The organism is Kocuria sp. WRN011 (assembly GCF_002295155.1).
Lineage (GTDB): Bacteria > Actinomycetota > Actinomycetes > Actinomycetales > Micrococcaceae > Kocuria > Kocuria carniphila.
Genome location: NZ_NSGI01000002.1, coordinates 286,852 through 307,283 on the forward strand (window position 1 = coordinate 286,852; position 20,432 = coordinate 307,283).

General features: G+C 65.2%; 15 protein-coding genes. 2 read left to right on the forward strand and 13 right to left on the reverse strand.

The annotated features are described in order from the left end of the window. Nucleotides 1–85: 85 nt before the first annotated feature. A complete protein-coding gene (locus CKW39_RS04065) occupies nt 86–2,812 on the forward strand; it encodes an HAD-IC family P-type ATPase (protein WP_254049267.1) in 2,727 nt (908 codons plus the stop codon). Nucleotides 2,813–2,942: 130 nt separating this feature from the next. Here CKW39_RS04065 and CKW39_RS04070 read toward each other — a convergent pair whose 3' ends face one another. The 6 genes from CKW39_RS04070 to CKW39_RS04095 all read right to left on the reverse strand — a co-directional run bounded on the left by CKW39_RS04070 (nt 2,943) and on the right by CKW39_RS04095 (nt 9,645). Then, nucleotides 2,943–3,497, reverse strand: coding sequence for a DUF501 domain-containing protein (locus CKW39_RS04070; protein WP_095796869.1), 555 nt, complete (start codon nt 3,495–3,497; stop codon nt 2,943–2,945). 86 nt (nt 3,498–3,583) lie between these two features. Continuing rightward, nucleotides 3,584–4,174 (reverse strand): septum formation initiator family protein, encoded by a 591-nt coding sequence (locus tag CKW39_RS04075; RefSeq protein WP_095796870.1) that lies wholly within the window; start codon nt 4,172–4,174, stop codon nt 3,584–3,586. Nucleotides 4,175–4,362: 188 nt separating this feature from the next. Further along, nucleotides 4,363–5,646 (reverse strand): phosphopyruvate hydratase, encoded by a 1,284-nt coding sequence (gene eno / locus CKW39_RS04080; protein ID WP_095796871.1) that lies wholly within the window; start codon nt 5,644–5,646, stop codon nt 4,363–4,365. Nucleotides 5,647–5,722: 76 nt separating this feature from the next. Next, nucleotides 5,723–6,493, reverse strand: a complete 771-nt coding sequence (locus CKW39_RS04085; RefSeq protein ID WP_095796872.1) for a MazG nucleotide pyrophosphohydrolase domain-containing protein — start codon at nt 6,491–6,493, stop codon at nt 5,723–5,725. Next, nucleotides 6,490–7,629 carry an adenosine deaminase gene (locus tag CKW39_RS04090; RefSeq protein WP_095796873.1) on the reverse strand — a complete coding sequence of 380 codons (1,140 nt, stop codon included), beginning with the start codon at nt 7,627–7,629 and terminating at the stop codon, nt 6,490–6,492. Before CKW39_RS04090 ends, CKW39_RS04085 begins: the two co-directional genes overlap by 4 nt. Nucleotides 7,630–7,632: 3 nt before the next feature. Next, nucleotides 7,633–9,645: a hypothetical protein gene (locus CKW39_RS04095; RefSeq protein ID WP_095796874.1), complete on the reverse strand. Its 2,013-nt coding sequence runs from the start codon at nt 9,643–9,645 to the stop codon at nt 7,633–7,635. A 476-nt stretch (nt 9,646–10,121) separates the two neighbouring features. Here CKW39_RS04095 and CKW39_RS04100 point away from each other — a divergent pair, with 476 nt between their 5' ends. After that, a complete protein-coding gene (locus CKW39_RS04100) occupies nt 10,122–11,930 on the forward strand; it encodes a cholesterol oxidase substrate-binding domain-containing protein (RefSeq protein WP_095796875.1) in 1,809 nt (602 codons plus the stop codon). Between the two features lie 188 nt (nt 11,931–12,118). On the opposite strand, the gene CKW39_RS04105 is transcribed toward CKW39_RS04100, so the two are convergent. From CKW39_RS04105 to CKW39_RS04135, 7 genes are all read right to left on the reverse strand, one after another. Next, nucleotides 12,119–12,511 (reverse strand): cytidine deaminase, encoded by a 393-nt coding sequence (locus CKW39_RS04105; protein WP_095796876.1) that lies wholly within the window; start codon nt 12,509–12,511, stop codon nt 12,119–12,121. Between the two features lie 2 nt (nt 12,512–12,513). Then, entirely contained in the window at nt 12,514–13,824 is a 1,311-nt protein-coding gene (locus CKW39_RS04110) for an ABC transporter permease (RefSeq protein WP_173674274.1), read from the reverse strand. Then, a complete protein-coding gene (locus CKW39_RS04115; RefSeq protein WP_095796877.1) occupies nt 13,821–15,029 on the reverse strand; it encodes an ABC transporter permease in 1,209 nt (402 codons plus the stop codon). The genes CKW39_RS04110 and CKW39_RS04115 overlap by 4 nt, the downstream gene beginning before the upstream one ends. Then, a complete protein-coding gene (locus CKW39_RS04120) occupies nt 15,026–16,594 on the reverse strand; it encodes an ABC transporter ATP-binding protein (RefSeq protein WP_095796878.1) in 1,569 nt (522 codons plus the stop codon). Before CKW39_RS04120 ends, CKW39_RS04115 begins: the two co-directional genes overlap by 4 nt. Before the next feature lie 31 nt (nt 16,595–16,625). Continuing rightward, complete coding sequence (locus CKW39_RS04125; protein WP_095796879.1) at nt 16,626–17,717, reverse strand: BMP family protein; 1,092 nt, start codon at nt 17,715–17,717, stop codon at nt 16,626–16,628. Nucleotides 17,718–17,815: 98 nt separating this feature from the next. After that, entirely contained in the window at nt 17,816–19,069 is a 1,254-nt protein-coding gene (locus CKW39_RS04130; RefSeq protein WP_095796880.1) for an amidohydrolase, read from the reverse strand. A 64-nt stretch (nt 19,070–19,133) separates the two neighbouring features. Continuing rightward, on the reverse strand, nt 19,134–20,249 hold the full coding sequence (locus CKW39_RS04135) for a mannose-1-phosphate guanylyltransferase (protein WP_095796881.1): 1,116 nt from the start codon (nt 20,247–20,249) through the stop codon (nt 19,134–19,136). Nucleotides 20,250–20,432: the final 183 nt, after the last annotated feature.

Consider the following 20,432-nt stretch of genomic DNA (forward strand, 5'->3'; position numbering starts at 1 on the left):
CGACGGCGTGGTCTGACCAGGGTGTGAAAAACTGAAGCCAGCTAACGATTTCCCTGCCTGACACGCGACAACACGAACGAGACCAATGATGACCTCAGAAATCGGCGACACAGTATCCACCCGTGCCTTCCACGCGCTCACGCCGGCGGAAGCCCTGCGGGAATGGGGTTCGCAAGAATCGGGCCTGACCAACGCCCAGGCAACGGACATTCGGGATCGGGTAGGTCCCAACCGGTTGCCGGCCGCCAAGCGGAAACCCGCGATTCTGAGGTTCCTGGCGCACTTCAAAAACGTGCTCATCTACATCCTGCTGGTCTCCGCGGTGATCACGGCGTTCTACCGGGAGTGGGTCGATTTCTGGGTGATCATCGCCGTGGCCGTGGGCAACGCGGTGATCGGTTTCGTGCAGGAGGGGCAAGCGGAGAAGGCACTCGCTGGGATCCGCGGCATGCTCTCGGTGCACGCTTCGGTGCTGCGCGATGGCGAGTGGCAGCAAGTAGATGGCGAAGATCTGGTGCCCGGTGACGTCGTTCGGCTGGGTCCCGGCGACAAGGTCCCCGCCGATCTGCGCCTCCTGGACGCCAATCGACTGGCCATCGACGAATCCGCGCTCACGGGCGAATCCGAGCCCAGCGACAAGCACGTGGAAGCCGTGGCGGAGGACGCCGGAATCGGTGATCGCACCAGCATCGCGCACTCCGGCACCGTGGTCACCCGCGGTACCGCGCTGGGTGTGGTGGTCGCCACCGGCTCGAACACGGAGATCGGACGCATCCAGTCCCTCGTGGACGACATCGACCAGCTGGCTACTCCCCTGACCGAACAAATGGACCGCCTGGGCAAGCAGTTCGCGCTGGGCATCTTGGTCGTGAGTGCCGTAATGATGCTGGTCGCCTGGTTCATCTATTCGATGCCCACGCAGACCGTGCTGAGCTCATTCATCAGCTTTGCCGTGGCCACGGTGCCCGAGGGGCTACCGGCGCTCGTGACCATCACGCTGGCGCTGGGCGTTCAACAAATGGCGCGTCACAAGGCCATCACCCGCACGATGACGGCCGTGGAAACTCTCGGCGCGGTCACCACGATTTGCTCGGACAAGACCGGAACGCTGACCCGCAACGAGATGACCGCCCGCGTCGCGTCCGTGCCCGGTGGTCGCTTCGCCATCACCGGCGAGGGATACACGGATCAGGGCACGGTCGTGGCCTCCGGCGAGGCAACCGAGGAAGCCTCACGCAACGCGCGGACGCTCGCGCGCGCCGTCGTCCTCTGCAATGACGCCACCCTGCGCGGGACCGGCGAACGCATCCAGATCGTGGGCGAGCCGACCGAGGCGGCGCTCGCGATCTTCGGACGCAAGGCCGGGTTCGACGCCGCTCCATACAGTCGCGTGGGCGCGCTCCCCTTCGATTCGTCCAACAAGTACATGGCGGTGCTGAGCGAGGCCCCCGGCGGCGAGCGCGAGATCCTCGTCAAGGGAGCGCCGGACCGGCTCCTGCAGCGTTGCTCAACCCAGTTGCCGGACGCGCACGGCGCCACGGACTTCGACCCGGACGAGTGGGAACGCGCCAACACGGATCTGGCGTCCCAGGGGCTGCGAGTGCTGGCTGCCGCGCGCAAGACCATGGCCGCGGGCACCGCCACCCTGTCTCACGAGGACCTCGACGAGGGGCTCGAATTCGTTGGGCTCGTGGGGCTGGTCGACCCGCCGCGTGAAGAAGCCATCACGGCCGTGGCGTCGTGTCACGGGGCCGGGATCAACGTGAAGATGATCACCGGTGACCACGCGGAAACCGCCCGTGCCATCAGCCGCGAACTGGGCCTGTCCACCAATGACGACCCCGTGGTGGTGACCGGCGCCGAGGTCGAGGCCATGACCAAGGAGGAACTGGTCGAGCGCGTCACGGACGTGGATGTCTTTGCGCGCACGAGCCCCGAGCACAAGATCCGCATTGTGGACGCCCTGCAGGCCCGCCGCGAGGTCGTGGCGATGACCGGCGACGGCGTCAACGATGCCCCCGCCCTCACCCGTGCCAACGTGGGTATCGCCATGGGCATCAAGGGCACCGAGGCCACCAAGGAAGCCGCGGACATCGTGCTCGCGGACGACAACTTCGCCACGATCGAAGGTGCGGTCCACGAAGGCCGACGGATCTACGACAACATCCGCAAATCCGTGGTGTTCCTGCTCCCCACGAGCATCGGCATGGGCCTGGTGGTCCTGGCCTCCGTACTCCTGGGCGCAGAACCGCCGTTGCGGCCCACGCAGATCTTGTGGGTCAACCTGGTCACCGCGATCACGTTGTCCATCACCTTGGCCTACGAGCCTGCCGAGCCGGGCATCATGCAACGCCGTCCCCGCGACCGGGATGCCAATCTGCTGCCCGTGTCCTTGTGGCTACGTGTGGTGTGGGTGGCATTCTTCATCGGCGCGGCCGCGCTGCTGTCCTACCGGGTCATGAGCGAATCGGGCGCCTCGGACGCCGTGGCCAGCACCACGGCGGTGTCCGTGCTGGTCCTTGGCCAGATCTTCGTGCTGTTCAACTCGCGCTTCCTGCACCTGTCCAGCTTGCACCCGCGCGCCATCACCGGGAACAAGGCCACGTGGATCTCCACGGGCATCCTGCTGGCGGTGCAGCTGGTCTTCACCTACGCGCCGTTCATGAACGCGTGGTTCGGTTCTGCGCCGCTGGGCTGGGTGGAATGGGGCTTCGCGCTGCTCAACGGCGTGGTGATCTTCTTGCTGGTCGAGCTGATCAAGGCCGTGCAGAACCGCGGCGGTCGTGGTGCACCCAGGTCGGTGCAGCGCTAGCGGTCCGGTTTCGGCGGCCCTGCGATAGCCAGTCTTGACAGTACGACGCCCGCCTCACGGATGATCCGTGAGGCGGGCGTCGTTGTCTGCGTCATCTGCGGTGCACGCAGGACGTGTGCGGTTGGCGCAATCAGTCCGCGGTGCGCCACTCCGGGTCGCATGCGCAACGGTCCGTGGTCCAGGTGTCCGCGATGAGTCCCAGGGTCTCGTCGCCCAGCGGGTTCACGCCCGGGCCGGCGGCCAGGCTGTGACCCACCAGGACGTGCAGGCACTTCACGCGGGTGGGCATGCCGCCTGCGGAGATGCCTTCGATCTCGGACACCTCACCGATTCCGGCCTTCTCGCCAATCCGACGCCGCTCCCCCAGGTAATGCTCGTGGGCCGCCTGGTACTGCTCCGCCAGCTCGGTGTCCTCCTTGATCCGGTCCGACATGCCGTACATGCTGCCCTCGGCCTCGAGCCGGGACACCGCAGAGGTGATGACGGGGTGCGTCAGGTAGAACACCGTGGGGAACGGAGTGCCGTTGGCCAACCGGGGTGCGGTGGCAACAACCAGCGGGTTACCGCACACACAACGCACGGCGATTTCCACCACGTCACGCGCCGGACGGCCGAGCTGGTGTCCCACCACCGTGAGATCCTGCTGGGTCACGGAGGGGTCATGGGTCGGCTGAGCTTCAGTCACTTGCGTACTACTTTCCGGCGCGCTGCTGGGCCAGTTCGTCGAGGGAGACGGATTCAATCGGAACACGATCCGTCAGGAGAGAAAGGTTACTGCTCGGGCTCCACAGGGGCGATTTCCGGCTCGCTGCGGGGGAACGCCGAATCCACCACGGACTGCCACAGGCCATCAGCCCAGGCAGGTTTACCCGCTTCGACCTGTTCCGCGGAGGACTCCGCGGCCTGACGTCCCGTTTGTTCCGCTCCGAGCACCAGGTAGGCCCGTTCACCGGGCATCACGTAGAACATGCGCTCACGGGCCTGCTGCTCCACGTACGCGTCGTCACCCCAGCGCTCCTCTTGCAGCTTGAGCTGTTGCTGCTCCTGCTCCTTGACCGCAATGGATTCTTCGAGAGCGGCGATCTGGGCCCGCTGGTCGAAGAAGATCTTGGCGGTGGGAGCGGCCAGGAACAAAATCAGGGTGGCCACCACGATCAAGGCAATGAGTCGACCGTTGAACGAGTGCGCGGGTGTGGGTGCGGTGACCGTGGACGATCCGCCGCCCGAGTGACCGGGGCGCCCTGCTCCTTGGGTGCCGGTTCGCGGGCTTGAGGTGGCTCGGCCCTCGGACGCCGAAGGCTTCCCGTCCGTGCCCTTCTTCTTCCCGGAGAACCGAGGAATCCTGGGCCTGGGGCCAACCATGCACACCTCCCGCGCTCCACGGTGGTCTCGGCATGAGACGCACCCTCATCAATCCTGCGGATCATTCTAGCGACCCGAACGTGGTCGTTTCCCGCACGCAACCTGGTGCGCGTCCCCACACGCCACCGCCCGGTCCCCCGCAAGGGGAACCGGGCGGTTCGTTCACCCAACTGCGTGGGCGGTGTGTCTTACTTGGCCGAGAAGCGCGGGAACGCGGAAGCGCCGGCGTAGCGAGCGGCGTCGCCGAGTTCTTCCTCGATGCGCAGCAACTGGTTGTACTTGGCCACGCGCTCGGAGCGAGCCGGAGCACCGGTCTTGATCTGGCCGGCGTTCACCGCCACGGAGATGTCCGCGATGGTGGTGTCCTCGGTTTCACCGGAGCGGTGCGAGACCATGCAGCGGTAGCCGTTGCGCTGTGCGAGCTCCATGGCGTCGAAGGTCTCGGTGAGGGAACCGATCTGGTTGACCTTCACGAGCAGCGCGTTGGCCACGCCGCCCTCGATGCCGCGAGCCAGACGCTCCGGGTTGGTCACGAACAGGTCGTCACCGACCAGCTGCACCTTGTCGCCGATGGCGCGGGTCAGGGTGGTCCAGCCTTCCCAGTCGTCCTCGTCCAACGGATCCTCGATGGAGACCAGCGGGTACTTCTTGACCAGGTCCGCGTAGTAGTCGGACATGTCCTTGGCGGAACGCTTCTTGCCCTCGAAGGAGTACTTGCCCTTCTCGAAGAACTCGGAGGAGGCCACGTCCAGCGCGAGAGCGATGTCCGAACCGGCCTTGTAACCGGCCTTCTTGATGGCCTCGAGGATCAGGTCCAGTGCCTCGGCGTTGGACTTGAGGTTCGGTGCGAAACCGCCCTCGTCACCCAGGCCGGTGGACAGGCCGCGCTCCTTGAGCACGGACTTGAGCGAGTGGTACACCTCAACGCCCCAGCGCAGGGCTTCTGCGAAGGCGGGAGCGCCGATCGGAGCGATCATGAACTCCTGGATGTCCACGTTGGAGTCAGCGTGGGAGCCGCCGTTGAGGATGTTCATCATGGGTACCGGCAGCACGTGCGCGTTGGGGCCGCCCAGGTACTTGTAGAGCGGCAGGTCCGCGGAGCTGGCGGCGGCGCGGGCCACGGCCATGGATGCGCCCAGGATGGCGTTGGCGCCGAGCTTGGACTTGTTGTCGGTGCCATCCAGGTCGAGCATTGCCTGGTCCACAGCGCGCTGGTCGGAGGCGTCCAGGCCCACGATGGCCTGTTCCAGGTCCTCGTCCACGGCGTTGACGGCGTCCAGAACGCCCTTGCCCAGGTAGACCTTCTTGTCTCCGTCACGGCGTTCGGCTGCTTCGAATTCACCCGTGGATGCTCCCGAGGGAACTGCCGCGCGGCCAAAGCTGCCGTCCTCGAGCAGTGCCTCGACCTCAACCGTGGGGTTGCCACGCGAGTCCAGAATCTGACGGGCTTGCAAAGCAATGATCATTGCCATGGATAATCTCCTTGCTGGTCGTTGACCTATCGGGCGGTGCCCTGTCTTCAGCCTACCGATCTCGGTCGGTTCCGGGCTAAATGGGCCGGTTATTCGTGTGGATGTAACGTCGCACGGCCCCGCGCAGGGCGCGTTCCGCGTCCAGTCCCTCCGCCGACGCCGCTCGCACCTGTTCCAGCAGGCGATCACCGAATTCGGCTTCGGCGCGTTCCAGGTCCGCGGTGTCCTTGGTCTCCGACGGTTCCGGCTTATTTTCGACGCCGTGCCTGCGAGCCTTCGACAAGGCCTTCTCCGCGAGCGCAAGCGCCGGGAGTGCGGGCGGAATACCGTCGAACACGTTGGTGCGGTGTGGCTTCTCGGAGCGTTTGACGGCGTCCCAGCGGGCGGACAGTTCCTCGTTGCTGGCGCCGGACTGACCGTCCGCGGTGGAAGCCGCCGAGTCAGCCCCGTCCTGGTCGCCGAATACCAACGGGTGCCTGCGCACGAGCTTGTCGGTCACGGATGCGATGATGTCGGTGACGTCGAAGGCCTCGTCACCGGAATGTTCCTGGCCGATGCGCGCGTGGAAGACGACCTGCAACAGGATGTCACCGAGTTCCTCGACGAGTTCTGCCCGGGCGGCCGCGGTGCTGTCCGTCGTAGCGTTCGCCGAGGTGTTCGGGGACTCGACCGCTTCGACCACCTCGTACGCTTCCTCCACCAGGTAGCGCAGCAGGGACTCGTGGGTCTGGGCGCCGTCCCACTCGCAACCGCCCGGGGACCGCAAACGGTTCATTACGCTCACGAGTTCTTCGAACCGCTCCCCCGTTCCTGTCGGGACGGCTTGCGCGATGTCTCGGGAACTCACGCGGAGGCCTCCTCGATCCGCTCGGCCAACCAGTCCTGGTAGGCGCGGGGCACGAACGCCGCGCGCGCCGCGTTGAGCTGGATGTCCGCCAGATCCTGGTTGGACCAACCGGCCTCCGAGAGCAACAGGGACATCTCGTGGGACACGGAGGTGGCACTCATCAACCGGTTGTCCGGGGACAGCGTGACCGTGAACCCCGACCGGTGCAGCTGGGTGATCGGGTGATCCTTGATGGACTCACCCCAGTGGCTGATCGCACCGGTCTGCAGGTTGGAGCACGGGCACACCTCGAGGGCAATGTGGCGGTCGCGCACCCACCGGGACAGCGGTCCGGTGGCTTCCGGGTCGTCCTCGAGCAGGCGGACACCGTGGCCGATGCGCAGGGCGCGCCCGGAAACCAGCGCATCCCGGATGGACTCCGCGCCGTCCGCCTCACCGGCGTGCAGCGTGACGGGCACCAAGTTCTCGGTCAGCAGGTGCAGTGCTTGCCGGTGATCCGAGGCGGGAAAGCCCTTCTCGGGACCGGCCAGGTCGAACGCGACCACCGATCCGGGTGCGGGTTCACCGGGGACGTCACCGGGCGACGTCGTACCGGCCGCCGCACGCACTCGATCGACCACCAACTGCGCAATCTCACCGGACTTGTCCAGGTGACGCATTGCGCACAGGATCTGCACGGCGGATATATGACCGCCCGAGGCTTTGACCTCGGCCACGCCACGCGCCAGACCGTCTTGGACGGCGTCCACGGCCTGCTCGAGCGTGAGGCCACCGACCAGATGCTGCTCGGGTGCCCAGCGGACCTCGGTGTGGATGAGACCGTCGGCCGCGCAGTCGAGTACGTACTCCTCGGCCACGCGCGCCAGGGCCTCTGCCGTCTGCATGACCGCAGTGGTGTGCTCGAACGTGGTCAGGTAGCGCTCCAGGCTGCCGGAATTCGCGCTGTCCTCGAACCACCGGCCGAGAGCCACGGGATCCGTCTCCGGCAGTTCATGGTTGATCTCTCGTGCGAGCTCCACGATGGTGGCCGGACGCAGGGCGCCGTCCAAGTGGTCGTGGAGACACACTGCTGGGATAGGCCCGAGGGCCCCGTCCATAGCGCGGACGGAGCCCTCGGTGGAGGTTGACTGCCTCATGAATCAGTAGTTCCAATCCTGCAGAGCGTCGTTCATGTGCTGGGGAATGTTGGAGCCGGTGCGCGGGAACATGCGCAGCTCCTCCAGGTAGTTCTGACCTGGCAGGCGCTGCTCGTAGCGCACAAAGGCTTCCTCGTCCGAGTAGTCGAAGGAGACCTCCGGGGGAACGCCCGGGCGGAAGCGGAACATCATGGCCAGCGGAGCGCCGGAGCCCTCCACATAGGAATCGTCCTTGAGCTCCTGAACCTTCAGGAGGTTCTCGGGAACCAGATCAAAGGTGCCGCGCTGATCCCAGAAACCGTTCAACCGAACGTGGGTCAGGGCGTCGTAGTAGGTGCCCAGGGCACGAACACGAATGAGCACGGTCGAGACGTCGCGAGCCGTACCACCCTCGCCGAACAGGTGGCGCTGCGCCTCGTTCAAGCGCGACTGCACATCCGACAGGGTCAACACCAGGTTGCCGGTAGCCGGCGAATCACCGCTGGGCTGCTCGCTGGGTGCGGTGTAGGACGGCGCCACGTCCGTGCTCTGCGCCATCTGCGGAGCGTCCGAGGGATCGGCGTCCGCAGCCAGTGCCGCGGCGCCCGCACCGGTCGGAGCCACCGGGGACTCGGGCTCGCTGAAGCCACCGAACTCGGACTCATCCACGTGCTCGGGCAGGTCGCCGCGGTCATTACGGTCATCACGATCATCGCGCAGCGAATCGCGCTGATCATCCGCGTGGGTCTCGGCTTCGCGGCCGTCGAGCACCGAATCCCGGGCATCGCGATCTGCCGACTCGCCGTAGGCGGCGTCCGAATCAGCCCGCTGGGAATCCTCGGCCAGCAGGGTGTCGTTGCGCTCACCGTTCTGCGCGGCGGCTGCCCGGAAGGAATCCTCGGGGTGGGACTGGTCGCGATCTGACTGGTCGTCCGCTGTAATCACGATGGGATCGGGATCGCCCTTGGTCACGATCTGGCCGTTCGCCACCGGAGAAGCATCGGTGCCATCGACCACGCGCACGGACTCGATATCCGTTTCGGAACGGTCCTGGATTCCGTCGCGATCCGAGACGGAGGCCTCCGTGTAACGCTCGTCTGAGACCTCGGTGCTGCCAACGTTGTCGGTATCGCGAGCGTCGGTTCCGGTGCGCACATCGTCTGCGCGATCGGAGTCCGCGGTCCGCCGGTCGTTGTCATCGCGGTTCAAGCCCGAAGCCACACCGGCTCCGGCAGCCGCACCCAAACCCGCGCCGGCAAGGCCAGCGCCCGCCGACGACGTCGAATCGCCATGCGTGCGTCCCTCATCGGCGCGTACGTCGGTGGTGCGCGCGTCACCGGTGCGCACGTCGTCTGCGCGGTCGGTGCCGTGGCCGGACAGCGCGCGGCCCTGCACGTAGCTCTCCTTGCGGGACTGGCCGCTCGGGAATGCGTAATCAACGGTGACCATACGCTGGCCGTTCTGCTCCGGAGTCACGGTCAGGTCCAACTGACGCCACGGGCCAACGGGGGTGTTCATGGCCTGGGTGTACAGGTCCGCAACATCGTCGAACAGGGGGGATCCCTGATCCACGGTGCCGTTCTCCACCTCGTCCTGGGCCTCGCCGTGAGCCTGGCGGGTCTGGTGAGTCATCACGTTGCCGGACTGCACCAAGGTCAGGCGAGCGCGATCCGCGCCACGGGACAGCAGGATGTCGACCAGATTGCGCAGCGGCCCGGACTCCGGCAACTGCTGCGTGTCGGTTCCGTGCGCCTCGGTGCCCTGCGGGGTGTTCGCGCCCCGAGCGGCGTCGTTGCCGTGCACTTCATGATCGACGGCGCGAGCGTTCGAACCCTCGCCCACGTTGCGGTCGTTCACCTGGCTCTGTTGCGAGGCGTTGGCTTCGACAGCTCCGCGACCCGGCTCGTCTGCATTCTGGGTGCCCTGCGCGCGGAGATCACTATCCTTGGCGCGCGGATCATTAGCGGGGGCCCCGGGTGATGGCTGCGGGGTGCTGGGGGTGCTGCTTTTACTGCGGAACAAGTCTCTCAAACCCACGTGTAATTTCCTTCCGGACCGTCGCTTACTCTTCTGCCAAAGTATAGGGCCGCGTGCCGAGCGCCCGGTGGGAATTCAGCTCCCGGGTGTTCATGAGAAGTCATTTCCCCGGTGCACATCCTGTGGGCCAAACCGCCCACAGGTATTAGCGTTCGTCCCCTAAAGTTCCCACCTGTCTGACCGATAGCCTACTGACCCGCCTTGGCAAAATAAGAGACATACCGGATAACCGGTCATTGAGTAGCACTGGGGAACAAGGGGTCGCGGGGCGATGGCGGGCTGCCGTCGCACAGCGTTGATCGGGCTGGATCGACGCGACGCGTGTTCGCCGGTGCCCAATTTGCTCGCGCTCGGGGGCTCTCATGCGGTCTTTGCGCGCGTAGGAGTTCACCATGCCCGCACACAGACTGTCCACGTCACAAGGAATTTCGCGATCTGCACGGTCGCTATGGCGTTTCTTCACTCCTCGATCAACCATGGCAACCACCGGGGACCGTGCGCCGCTGGGGACTCCGCGTCACCGCGCATCCACATCCGAGGGCACCATCGTGGAGCACGAGGGCATCAACCGACGCACCGCCCTCGCGGCCGCCGCGATCGCTGGCAGCGGGTGGACCCTGTCGGCCATGCTGAGCCCCGCGGAAGCCGCCGTGCGCGTCCCCGGCAGCCCTGCTCCGGTTCTGCCCGCGGGGATGACGCCCTGGCTCGAGGTGTTCGTCAATTGGTCCGGAGAAACTCGCACCTCACCCTTGTGGACCGTTGCACCCACATCTGCAGACCAGGTCGCTGAACTGGCACGATGGGCCTCCTCCAATGACTGGAGGTTGCGGGCCCGCGGATACCAGCACAACTGGTCTCCGTTGAGTGTCGAGTCGGGTAGTACGCAGGAGTCCCGTGTCCTCATGGTCGACACCGTCAAGCATCTGACTGCGATCACGGTCGATCCCACCGCGATGACCGTGACCGCTCAGGGCGGAGCCTCGCTCGAGGCGGTCCTCAACGCCGCCAACAACCGCGGTTTGAGCATCATGCACCACCCCGCTCCCGGTGACGTCACCATCGGCGGCGCGTTGGCCATCGCGGGGCACGGAACCGCGGTGCCCGCTTCAGGCGAAACACGCCCCGCCGGAGCAACCTTCGGATCTTTGTCCAATCTGGTGGTGTCCATGGACGCGGTCGTCTGGGACGAAACCAGCGGTGACTACGCCGTGAAACGGTTCGAACGCACCGACCCGGACATCGGCCCTTTGCTGACCAACCTGGGACGCACCATCGTGACCTCGGTTCAGTTGCGCGTGGCCAAACTGAGCAACATGCGTTGCCGCAGTTACATCACCATTCCCACCTGGGAATTGTTCGCCAAGCCGGGATCGTGGGGACGGTCGGTGGACTCGTACCTTCGCTCGTGCGGCCGGGTGGAAGTCATCCTGTTCCCGTTCACCTCGTTCCCGTGGGTGAAGACCTGGGAGTTCAGTCGCTACAAGCCGCTGCTGTCCCGAGGGACTTCATCCCCTTACAACTACGTATTCTCGGACAACATCCCGCAGCAGATCTCGGATCTCTTCAAGAAGATTCAGACCGGCACTCCGGCAATCGCCACTCAACTGGGGCCTGCTCAGCAGAAGATCACGGCGACCTCACTCACCACGTCATTCGTTTCCGACCTGTGGGGCGCGCCCAAGAACCTGCAGTTGTACGTTCGGCCCAACACCCCCAAGGTGACCGCCAACGGGTACGCGATCCACTGCCGCCGGGCGGATGTTCAGCGGGTGCTGTACGAGTTCCACAACTACTACAAGGCCAGCGTGAACGAATACGCCAAGCGCTGGCGCTACCCCGTCAACGGCCCGCTGGAAATTCGCGTCACGGGCGTGGACAATCCCGCTGACGTGGAGATCCCGGGGGCCATCACGCCCACGCTCTCCCCCTCCCGGCAATTCGCTGATCACCCGGAATGGGACACCGTGGTGTGGCTGGACATCCTCACCTTCCCGGGCACCCCGTACTCCCTGCAGTTCTTCCAGGAGTGCGAACAGTGGGTCATCAACAACTACGCTTCCTACGCCGGTGTGCGGATGGAATGGTCCAAGGGCTGGGGCTACTCGGCAGACGGCGCGTGGCAGAACCAGGACATCCTGCAGAACCAGGTGCCCCACTCGTACAGCCAGGGGCAGCCAGCGGACCAGGGATGGGACTCCGCGGTGCGCATTCTGGAGAAATTGGATCCGTCCCGGATCTACGCCGCTCCCCTGCACGACCGCCTCATGCCGCCGAACGGCGGCTAAGCGAAGACCTCCCGCTGTCCGATTGCCCCGGGAAACCGGCCCCGCCGGACCGCCCGAACAACATCCAGTACAGCCGGCCCACAAACGGCCTGAACGACACCAAAAACAAGAGTGTCCTTTGAACAACGAACGACCCCCGGATCATCAGTGATGATCCGGGGGTCGTTCGTCATGAGAAGTTGGAAACCTTACTCCAGGTGCTGCGGCCCGAACGCGTCCGGGAGGACCTGGTCCATGCTGCGGACACCGCTCACGGTCAGCAGCTCCATTCCGGGTGCGCGGTGTTCGTAGAGCAGCTGACGGCATCGACCGCACGGCATGAGAACGTCACCCTGAGCATCCACGCACACGAACGCCGCGAGCTTTCCGCCACCGGACATGTACAGGGCGGAGACCAGCGAGCACTCGGCACACAGCGTGACGCCGTACGAGGCGTTCTCGATGTTCGCGCCGGTAACCACCCGGCCGTCGTCCACGAGAGCCGCGGCACCCACCGGAAAGTTCGAGTAGGGCGAGTACGAGTGTTGGAGCGCATCGGTGGCGGCTTGTTGCAGGCTGCGCCAGGCGGCGTCGTCAATCATGGTTACTCCTTCACGTAAGGTTCGCCGGACGCGGCGGGACCGCGGGAGGCCCCCACCAGGCCGGCGACGGCCAGGATGGTCACGATGTAGGGCAGCATGGCCAGGAACTGGCTGGGAACGGACGTACCCAGGAACGACAGGATCGATTCCAAGTTGGACGCGAAGCCGAACAGCAGCGACGCGAGCAGCGCACCCACGGGGTTCCAACGGCCGAAGATCAGGGCAGCCAGTGCGATATAGCCCGCGCCCGAGGTCATGTCGCGGGTGAATGCCGAGACCGACACGAGCGTGTAGAACGCACCGCCCAAGCCGGCCACGGCACCACCCATGAGCACGTTGCGCACGCGCAGTGCATTGACGGACACGCCCAGGGTGTCGGCGGCCTTGGGGTGCTCACCCACGGCGCGGGTGCGCAGACCCCAGCGGGTGCGGTACAGCGCGTACCAGACGATCGCCACGGTCACGTACATGATGTAGCCGATGATCGACTGGTCGAAGAAGACCGGGCCGATCACGGGAATTTCGGACAGCACGGGGATGGTGATGTGCGGGAGACGTGCCGGGGAGTTGAAGTCCGCCGCGTTGGGTTGCAACACGGTGGCAAAGATGAAGCCCGTGAGACCCGAGACCAGAACGTTGAGCACCACGCCCACGATGACCTGGTTCACGCGGTACTTGATCGAGAAGATCGCCAACACCAAGGACACCAGCATGGAGCCGATCACGGCAGCCAGCAGACCCACCCACACGTTGTTGGCCACCGTTGCGGCCACTGCGGCGGAGAACGCGCCGAACAGCAGCTGCGCCTCGATCGCGATGTTCACCACGCCGGAGCGCTCGCACAACAGGCCGCCCAGGGAACCGAAAATCAGCGGTGTGGCCAGGGCCACCGAACCGGCGAGCAATGCGGTCACCGAGATGCTCGGGGTCTGCGCGGTACCCACGATCCACACCAGGAAACCCGTGACGAAGAAGAAGCCGGCCAGGATCAACGCCCAGCGCGGCAAGCTGCGCGCCCGGACCGCGGCGAACACTGCGAGCGCGGCGAGCGCAACGGTGACCACCCAGCCGTAGGCCGTGACCGGTACGGACAGATTGGGCAGCTGGATGGCGTCCCCGGAGTCGGAGAGTCGGAACTCCACGGACCCGTCGGCGGCGTTGAGGGCAAAGAGGATCAGGGCCACCAGCGCCAGGATCGCCAACCCGATGGCCGGCCGGAAGGTGCGAACACCCACCGTCCGGTTCGCGGCGGCGGTGGACAGTTCCTCCTGGGGCGCGTTCGAGGACTCGGGGGCCGGGGTCGTGGTGCTCACGCTGCCACCTCCTTGCGACGGGACTTGAGTTTCAGCAGCGGGGGGAGTGCTACGAACAGCACGATCAGGGACTGCACGACCAGAACGATGTCAATGTTGGTGCCGGTGGCCGTCTGCATGGTCACGCCACCGGCGCGGAAGGCTCCGTAGAGAATGCCCGCGAAGAACGTGCCCCACGGCTTGGATCGACCCAGCAGGGCCACGGTGATGGCGTCGAAACCGAAGGACGCCGCGATACCCACTGTGAGCGAGTGTTCGGTTCCGGCGATCTGCGCGGTACCGGCCAAGCCCGCCAGCATTCCAGCAATTAGCATGACCACCACGAACCCCTTGGTCACGGAGATGCCCGCGGTGCGTGCGGCGCGCGGATTGGCGCCCACGGCGCGCAGTTCGAAACCGATGGTCGAGCGGTTCAGCAGCCACGCGACGGCCACGGTCGCCACGACCGCCACCACAAAGCCCCAGTGCAACCGGAAGCTGTCCCCGAGAAGTTTCGGGAACATCGCCGTCTCGGCAATGGGCGGGCTGATGGGGTTGGACGAACCCTCGCGCTGGAAGGTCGACAGGGTCAGCAACCAGGACACCAGGTTGATCGCGATGTAGTTGAGCATGATGGTCAGGATGACCTCGTGCGCGCCGGTTCGTGCCTTGATCAGGCCGACGACGCCGCCCCAAATAGCACCTCCCAGCGCACCGGCCACGATGACCACCAGTAGGTGCAGGCCCACGGGCAACTGCCACGCGAAGCCCACGTAACCGGCCAGAGTGGCGCCGATCAGGATCTGACCCTGCGCACCGATGTTGAACAGGCCGGTGCGGAAGGCCAATGCGACACCCAGACCCGCGAGGATCAGCGGGGTCGCCACGGTCAGCGTCTCGGTCAGCGGATACAACTTGCCGGTCAGGCCGCTGCCATCGGGGTTGTACACCGCGCCGTGGAACATGGCGACGTACGCGCTGGAGGCGGCGTCCCACATGGCGGTCAGGGTATCCCCCGGACGAGCGAAGAAGTACCCGGCGGATTCGCGCACCGTTTCATCGGTAGCTGCGATCAGCAGGCCTCCCAGAAGAAGTGCGGCCAGAACTGCCAGTACCGACTGCAGCGTGGAGCCCAGCAGGGAACGGCGGAAGTCATCCGGATTCAGTTCGACCGGAGAAGGTGCTGAGACCTGGTTCGATTCCGGAGAGGTGGTCGTGGCGCTCATGCCGTGTGCGTCCCCTCGTGTTGTTGCTGGTCATGGCTGTCGTCCCAGGGTGCGGGCGGCAGAACCTCGTCTGCCGTCTCACCGGCCATCATGCGGCCCAAGGTTTCCCTCGGAGTGTCCGCGGGCACGATACCCATGAGCCTGCCGTGGAAGAACACGGCGATCCGGTCCGCGAGCGCGTACACCTCGTCCAGTTCTGTGGACACGATGATCACGGGGACGCCCTTGTCGCGTTCGGCCACGATGCGTTTGTGAATGAATTCAATGGAACCCACGTCCACGCCGCGCGTGGGCTGGGAGGCGACGAACAGCTTGAGGGGGCGCGACAGCTCCCGGGCGATGACGACTTTCTGTTGGTTACCGCCGGACAGCGTGGACACCGGGGCGTCCACGGATCCGGTGCGGATGTCGTAGCTGTCCACGGCCTGCTGCGCGTTCTCACGCATCGCGCCGAGTTTCAGGGACGGGCCCGACGCGAATTCACGGTCTTTGTAGCGGTCCAGGACGAGGTTCTCGGACACCGAGAACGGGGCCACGAGACCCTCGGTCGAGCGGTCCTCGGGAACGAACCCGACGCCGGCCGACAGCACCTCGCGTACGCCCCGCCCGGCCAGTTCCTGTCCCTCGAGCTTGATGGAACCGGACACATGGTCGGCCAGCCCCACGAGGGCCTCGGTCAATTCCGTCTGACCGTTGCCCTGCACACCCGCGACAGCCAGGATCTCTCCCGGTGCTACGGCGAAGGAGACGTTGTCGACCAACACCACGCCGTTCTCCCCCACCACCGTGAGGTCGGTGACCTCGAGAGCGGAGCCGATCGCGTTCGAGGGTTCCTTGTCCACGGTCAGTGAGACGTCACGACCCACCATGAGTGCGGCGAGTTCATCGGTGGATGTATCCGGGCCGACCTGACCCTCGACCTTGCCACGGCGGATCACGGTGATCACATCCGAGACGGCCTTGACCTCGCGCAACTTGTGGGAAATGAACACGATGGACGTGCCGTTGTCGCGCAGCTGCCGCATGATGTTGAGAAGTTCATCGGTTTCCTTGGGCGTGAGCACCGCGGTGGGCTCATCGAGAATGAGCACTTCCGCCTCGCGTACCAGGGCCTTGATGATTTCCACGCGCTGCTGAACTCCCACGGGAAGATCCTCGACGATCGCGTCCGGGTCCACCTGGAACCCGTACCGATCGGAAATCTCGCGGATCCTGTTTCGGGTGGTGTTCAGGTCCAAGCCGACGCCCTTGGTGGCCTCGTTACCGAGTGCCACGTTCTCGGCCACGGTGAACACCGGGACCAACATGAAGTGCTGGTGCACCATGCCGATCCCGGCGGCCATGGCCTCACCGGGCCCGGAGAACGTCACGGGCTCACCGTCGATCTCGATGCTGCCCGAGGTGGGTTCGTACAACCCGTACAGCACGTTCATGAGGGTGGACTTGCCCGCGCCGTTCTCCCCGAGCAGGCAGTGGATCTGATGCGGCTCAACCGTCAGATTCACGTTCTGGTTGGCCGTGAAACCGCCGAATTTCTTGGTGATGTCACGTAGCTCTAACTTCACAGATTCACTCCTGCCCGGGGGCGGTGACTACTTACGCCTGGGGCGCGTTCTCGGATTCGACCTTGACCTTGCCGTCAATGATGTCCTGCTTCAGCTGCTGAACTTCCTTGTCGAGTTCTTCGCTCACGGAGTCATGCTGATCGTGGTACGGGGCAAGGCCCACACCTTCATTCGCCAGCGTGCCCACGTACAGGCTGTTGTCGAAGTTACCGTCGACCGCCTGGGTCACCACGTCCTCCACCGAGGTGGACATTTCCTTGAGCACGGAGGTCAGGACGTATTCCTTGCCGGTGTCCAGGGTCTCGTAGCCGTCGGTATCGGGCCAGATCAGACGCACGTTGTCGCCACCGTTGTTCGCCTCGCTCACGGCGTCCAATGTGCCCTGGGCTGCCTGGCCGGCCACGGGCAGAACCACATCTGCGCCGTCACCGATGAGGTTCTGGGTGATGGTCTTGGCGCGCGATGAATCCTGGAACGACGTCAGGAACGTGCCGTTCTGGGACTCCTTGTTCCACCCCAGCACCTCCACGTTCTCGTCCTTCTGCTCGTTGTAGTAGTTCACGCCGTCAGCAAAGCCGTCCATGAACACGGTGACGGTGGGAATGTCCATGCCGCCGTAGGTCGCGACCTTTCCGGTCTCGGAAGCACCCGCGGCCAGGTAACCGGCGAGGAACGCGGCCTCAGCCGTGTTGTACACGATGGGCTTGACGTTGTCGGCCTCGATGGACTGGTCGTCGACGATCGCGAAGTTCTTGTCCGGGTTCGCCTCCGCAACCTTCTTGGTGGTGTCAGCGAGCAAGAAGCCCACGGACACGGTCAGGTCGCAGCCCTCCTGGGCCATGGAAGTCAGGTTCGGCTCGAATTCGGTCTCGGACTGGGACTCGGCTTGGTTCATGTCGATTTCCAGCTTGTCCTTGACGGCCTGCAAGCCCTCGAAGGATGCCTGGTTGAACGAGCGGTCCTGGAAGCCACCGTCGTCGGAGACGATGCAGCCCTTGAAATCCTTGGCTTGCGAGTTGCCGCCGTTGGATTCTTCGGGTGCCTGGCCGCAACCGGCGAGAACCAGGCCGGCCGCGCCGGTCAGTGCAATGGCGCTCAACGCGCGCGAGTAACGAGGGGTCATCGTTGTCCTCCGGTGATACGAGAGAAGAGACTCTCTGGGTGGGGAGGCTACTTAGTTACTCCCCAGAAACTTTAGAGAGTCTCAGTGTAGCCACGGGATTACTCGACGAGTGCCGAGTCCGTTGTGTCGTGGAGTTCTCGCACGCGCAGGCGAATGGCTCGCAGCGCAGTGGAGGCCATCACTTGAACTCCGCAGCTGATGGCTTCTTCCTGCGGAGCGTAGTCGGATTGATGCAGGTCGTAGGTGGGACCGCCGCGAGCACGGGTTCCCAGACGCATCATGGCCCCGGGGACGTGCTGCAGGAACCAGGCGAAGTCTTCACCGCCCATGGACTGTTCCACGAGCATCACGCTGTCCTCACCGAGTTCCGCGCGCGCTGCGATCTCCAACAGCGTGGTTTCAGTTTCACCGTTGACCACCGGAGGTACACCGCGGATGTGCTCGAGCTCCACCGTGACTCCGTACGGGGCGGCCACCTGCTCGACCACCTCGTCCAGCAAGCCGCCCGCTTGGTGCCAGGCCTCTGCGTCGAGGCAGCGCATGGTCCCGGCCATGAAACCGGAGACGGGAATGGCATTCGGCGCCACGCCGGCATGGAACTGACCCCACACCACGGCCACGCCGGAGCGCACGTCGATCCGGCGCGAGAGCACGGCCGGCACATTCACGGCGATCTGACTCATCGCGTAGACGAGGTCTTCGGTCAGGTGCGGACGTGACGTGTGGCCACCGCGGCCGGACAGTTCGATCCGCACGGTGTCCGAGGCAGAGGTGATGGCCCCGATGCGCGTTCCCACGTGGCCGACGTCCACCTTGGGCTCGCAGTGCAGCGCGAACATGCGCGGCACCCCTTCCAGCACGTTCTGATCGATGATGGTCAACGCACCGCCGGGAAGCTTTTCCTCAGCGGGTTGGAACACCACGCGCACGGTTCCGGCGAACGGTGAGGATCGGTGCAGGTCAGAGAGCACCTGGGCCACGCCCACCATGATGGTCGTGTGGACATCGTGACCGCACGCGTGCATCACGCCGTCATTCACGGAGGCGTACGGAAGGCCGGTGTTCTCCTGGATGGGGAGTGCGTCGATGTCCGCGCGCAGGCCCACCATGACGGGACCGCGCCCCACATCCACGTAGCAACCGGTTGCGGAGAAGCGCACGGGGTTCAACCCGACCGCCTCGAGCGCGGTGACAATGCGATCGGTGGTCCGGTACTCCTCGTACGAGAGCTCCGGATGCTTGTGGATGTCGCGCCGGAACGCAATCAGCCCGGGAAGGTAATGGGACAGCAATGGCCCGATGGCCGGGGGGAGGCCGATGTCATCGGCGGACGGCAGCGGAAGATCCAACATGGGTTTCAGCGTACCGCCGTGAGACCCGATCTGGGCTGAGCAGCGCCGTCGACTGTGTCATGGACTACAGGACGTCCGTGTCGCCGTTCTTCTTCAGGGAGTTCACGGCGTCCTTGACGCGCTGGGCGTGTTCGGCCGTGGTGACCAGAAGTGCGTCCGGGGTGTCCACCACCACGATGTCCTGCACACCGATCAGGGCGATCAGTCGGCCGGTGTCCGAGACCACGATGCCCGAGGACTCATCAGAGAGCACACGATTGTTCTTGCCCAGGATCGCAACGTCCGAGTCCCCGCTGGGGTCCACCTGGTTCAAGCGGTTGATCGCGGCGAAGTCTCCCACGTCTTCCCACGTGAAATCGCCGGGCACCATGGCGACGTCGCCGGCGGCCGCTGCGGGTTCAGCCACGGCGTAGTCGATGGCCGTCTTGGTCAGGGTGGGCCACACTTCGTCCACCACCGCATCGCGGCGGTCGGTGTCCCACGCATCCGCAATGACGTTCAGCCCGTCCGCGAGCTCCGGTTCGCTCTGTCGCAGGTACTGCAGCATGAGCCCCACCGGCGCCACGAACATCCCCGCGTTCCACGTGTAGTTGCCGCTGGCCACGTACTCACGCGCCGTGTCCTTGTCCGGCTTCTCCACGAAATGTTCCACGGTGAGTGCATGCGGTGCCTGCTCGAGGCCCAGCGACTCCCCCGCCTTGATGTATCCGAAGCCGGTGGCCGGAGAGGACGGCGTGATGCCAATCGTCACAATGCGACCGGTGGCTGCTGCTTCCACCGCCTCTTTAACGACCGCTTGGAACGTCTCGGCCGGCTCAACCACGTGGTCGGCCGCGAACGAACCGATGATGGCGTCCGGGTCGCGGCGGGCGATCAGCGTGCACGCGAGACCGATGGCCGCGGCGGAATCCTTGGGAGATGGCTCGAGCACCAGGTCATCACCGGTCAACTCTGGCAGTTGCTCCTGGACTGCCCCGGCGTGGCTTCGCCCGGTCACGACCATCACCGGTCCTGCGGACAGTCCCGCGAGTCGGTCGTAGGTTGCGCGCAATAAAGAGGAGCCGGATCCGGTGAGGTCCAGCAGGAACTTGGGAGCATCCGCTCGCGAGAGCGGCCACAACCGCGAACCCACACCACCGGCGGGGATGAACGGATGGAATCGTTGTAATGGCGAAGTCACGAGCGCCAGTTTACGGCCCGCCCGGCGCGCTCAGGGACATCCCCCGTGATCACACACGTGGCCTGTGTTGTGGACGGTCTGATTTCAACCCCGCACTGACGGTTAATTCGAGCACACAAACGTGCCGTAATTGTGCGGGATTACGCCCCGGTGCGGTTAGCGACACGTTGTCAGGAACTCACC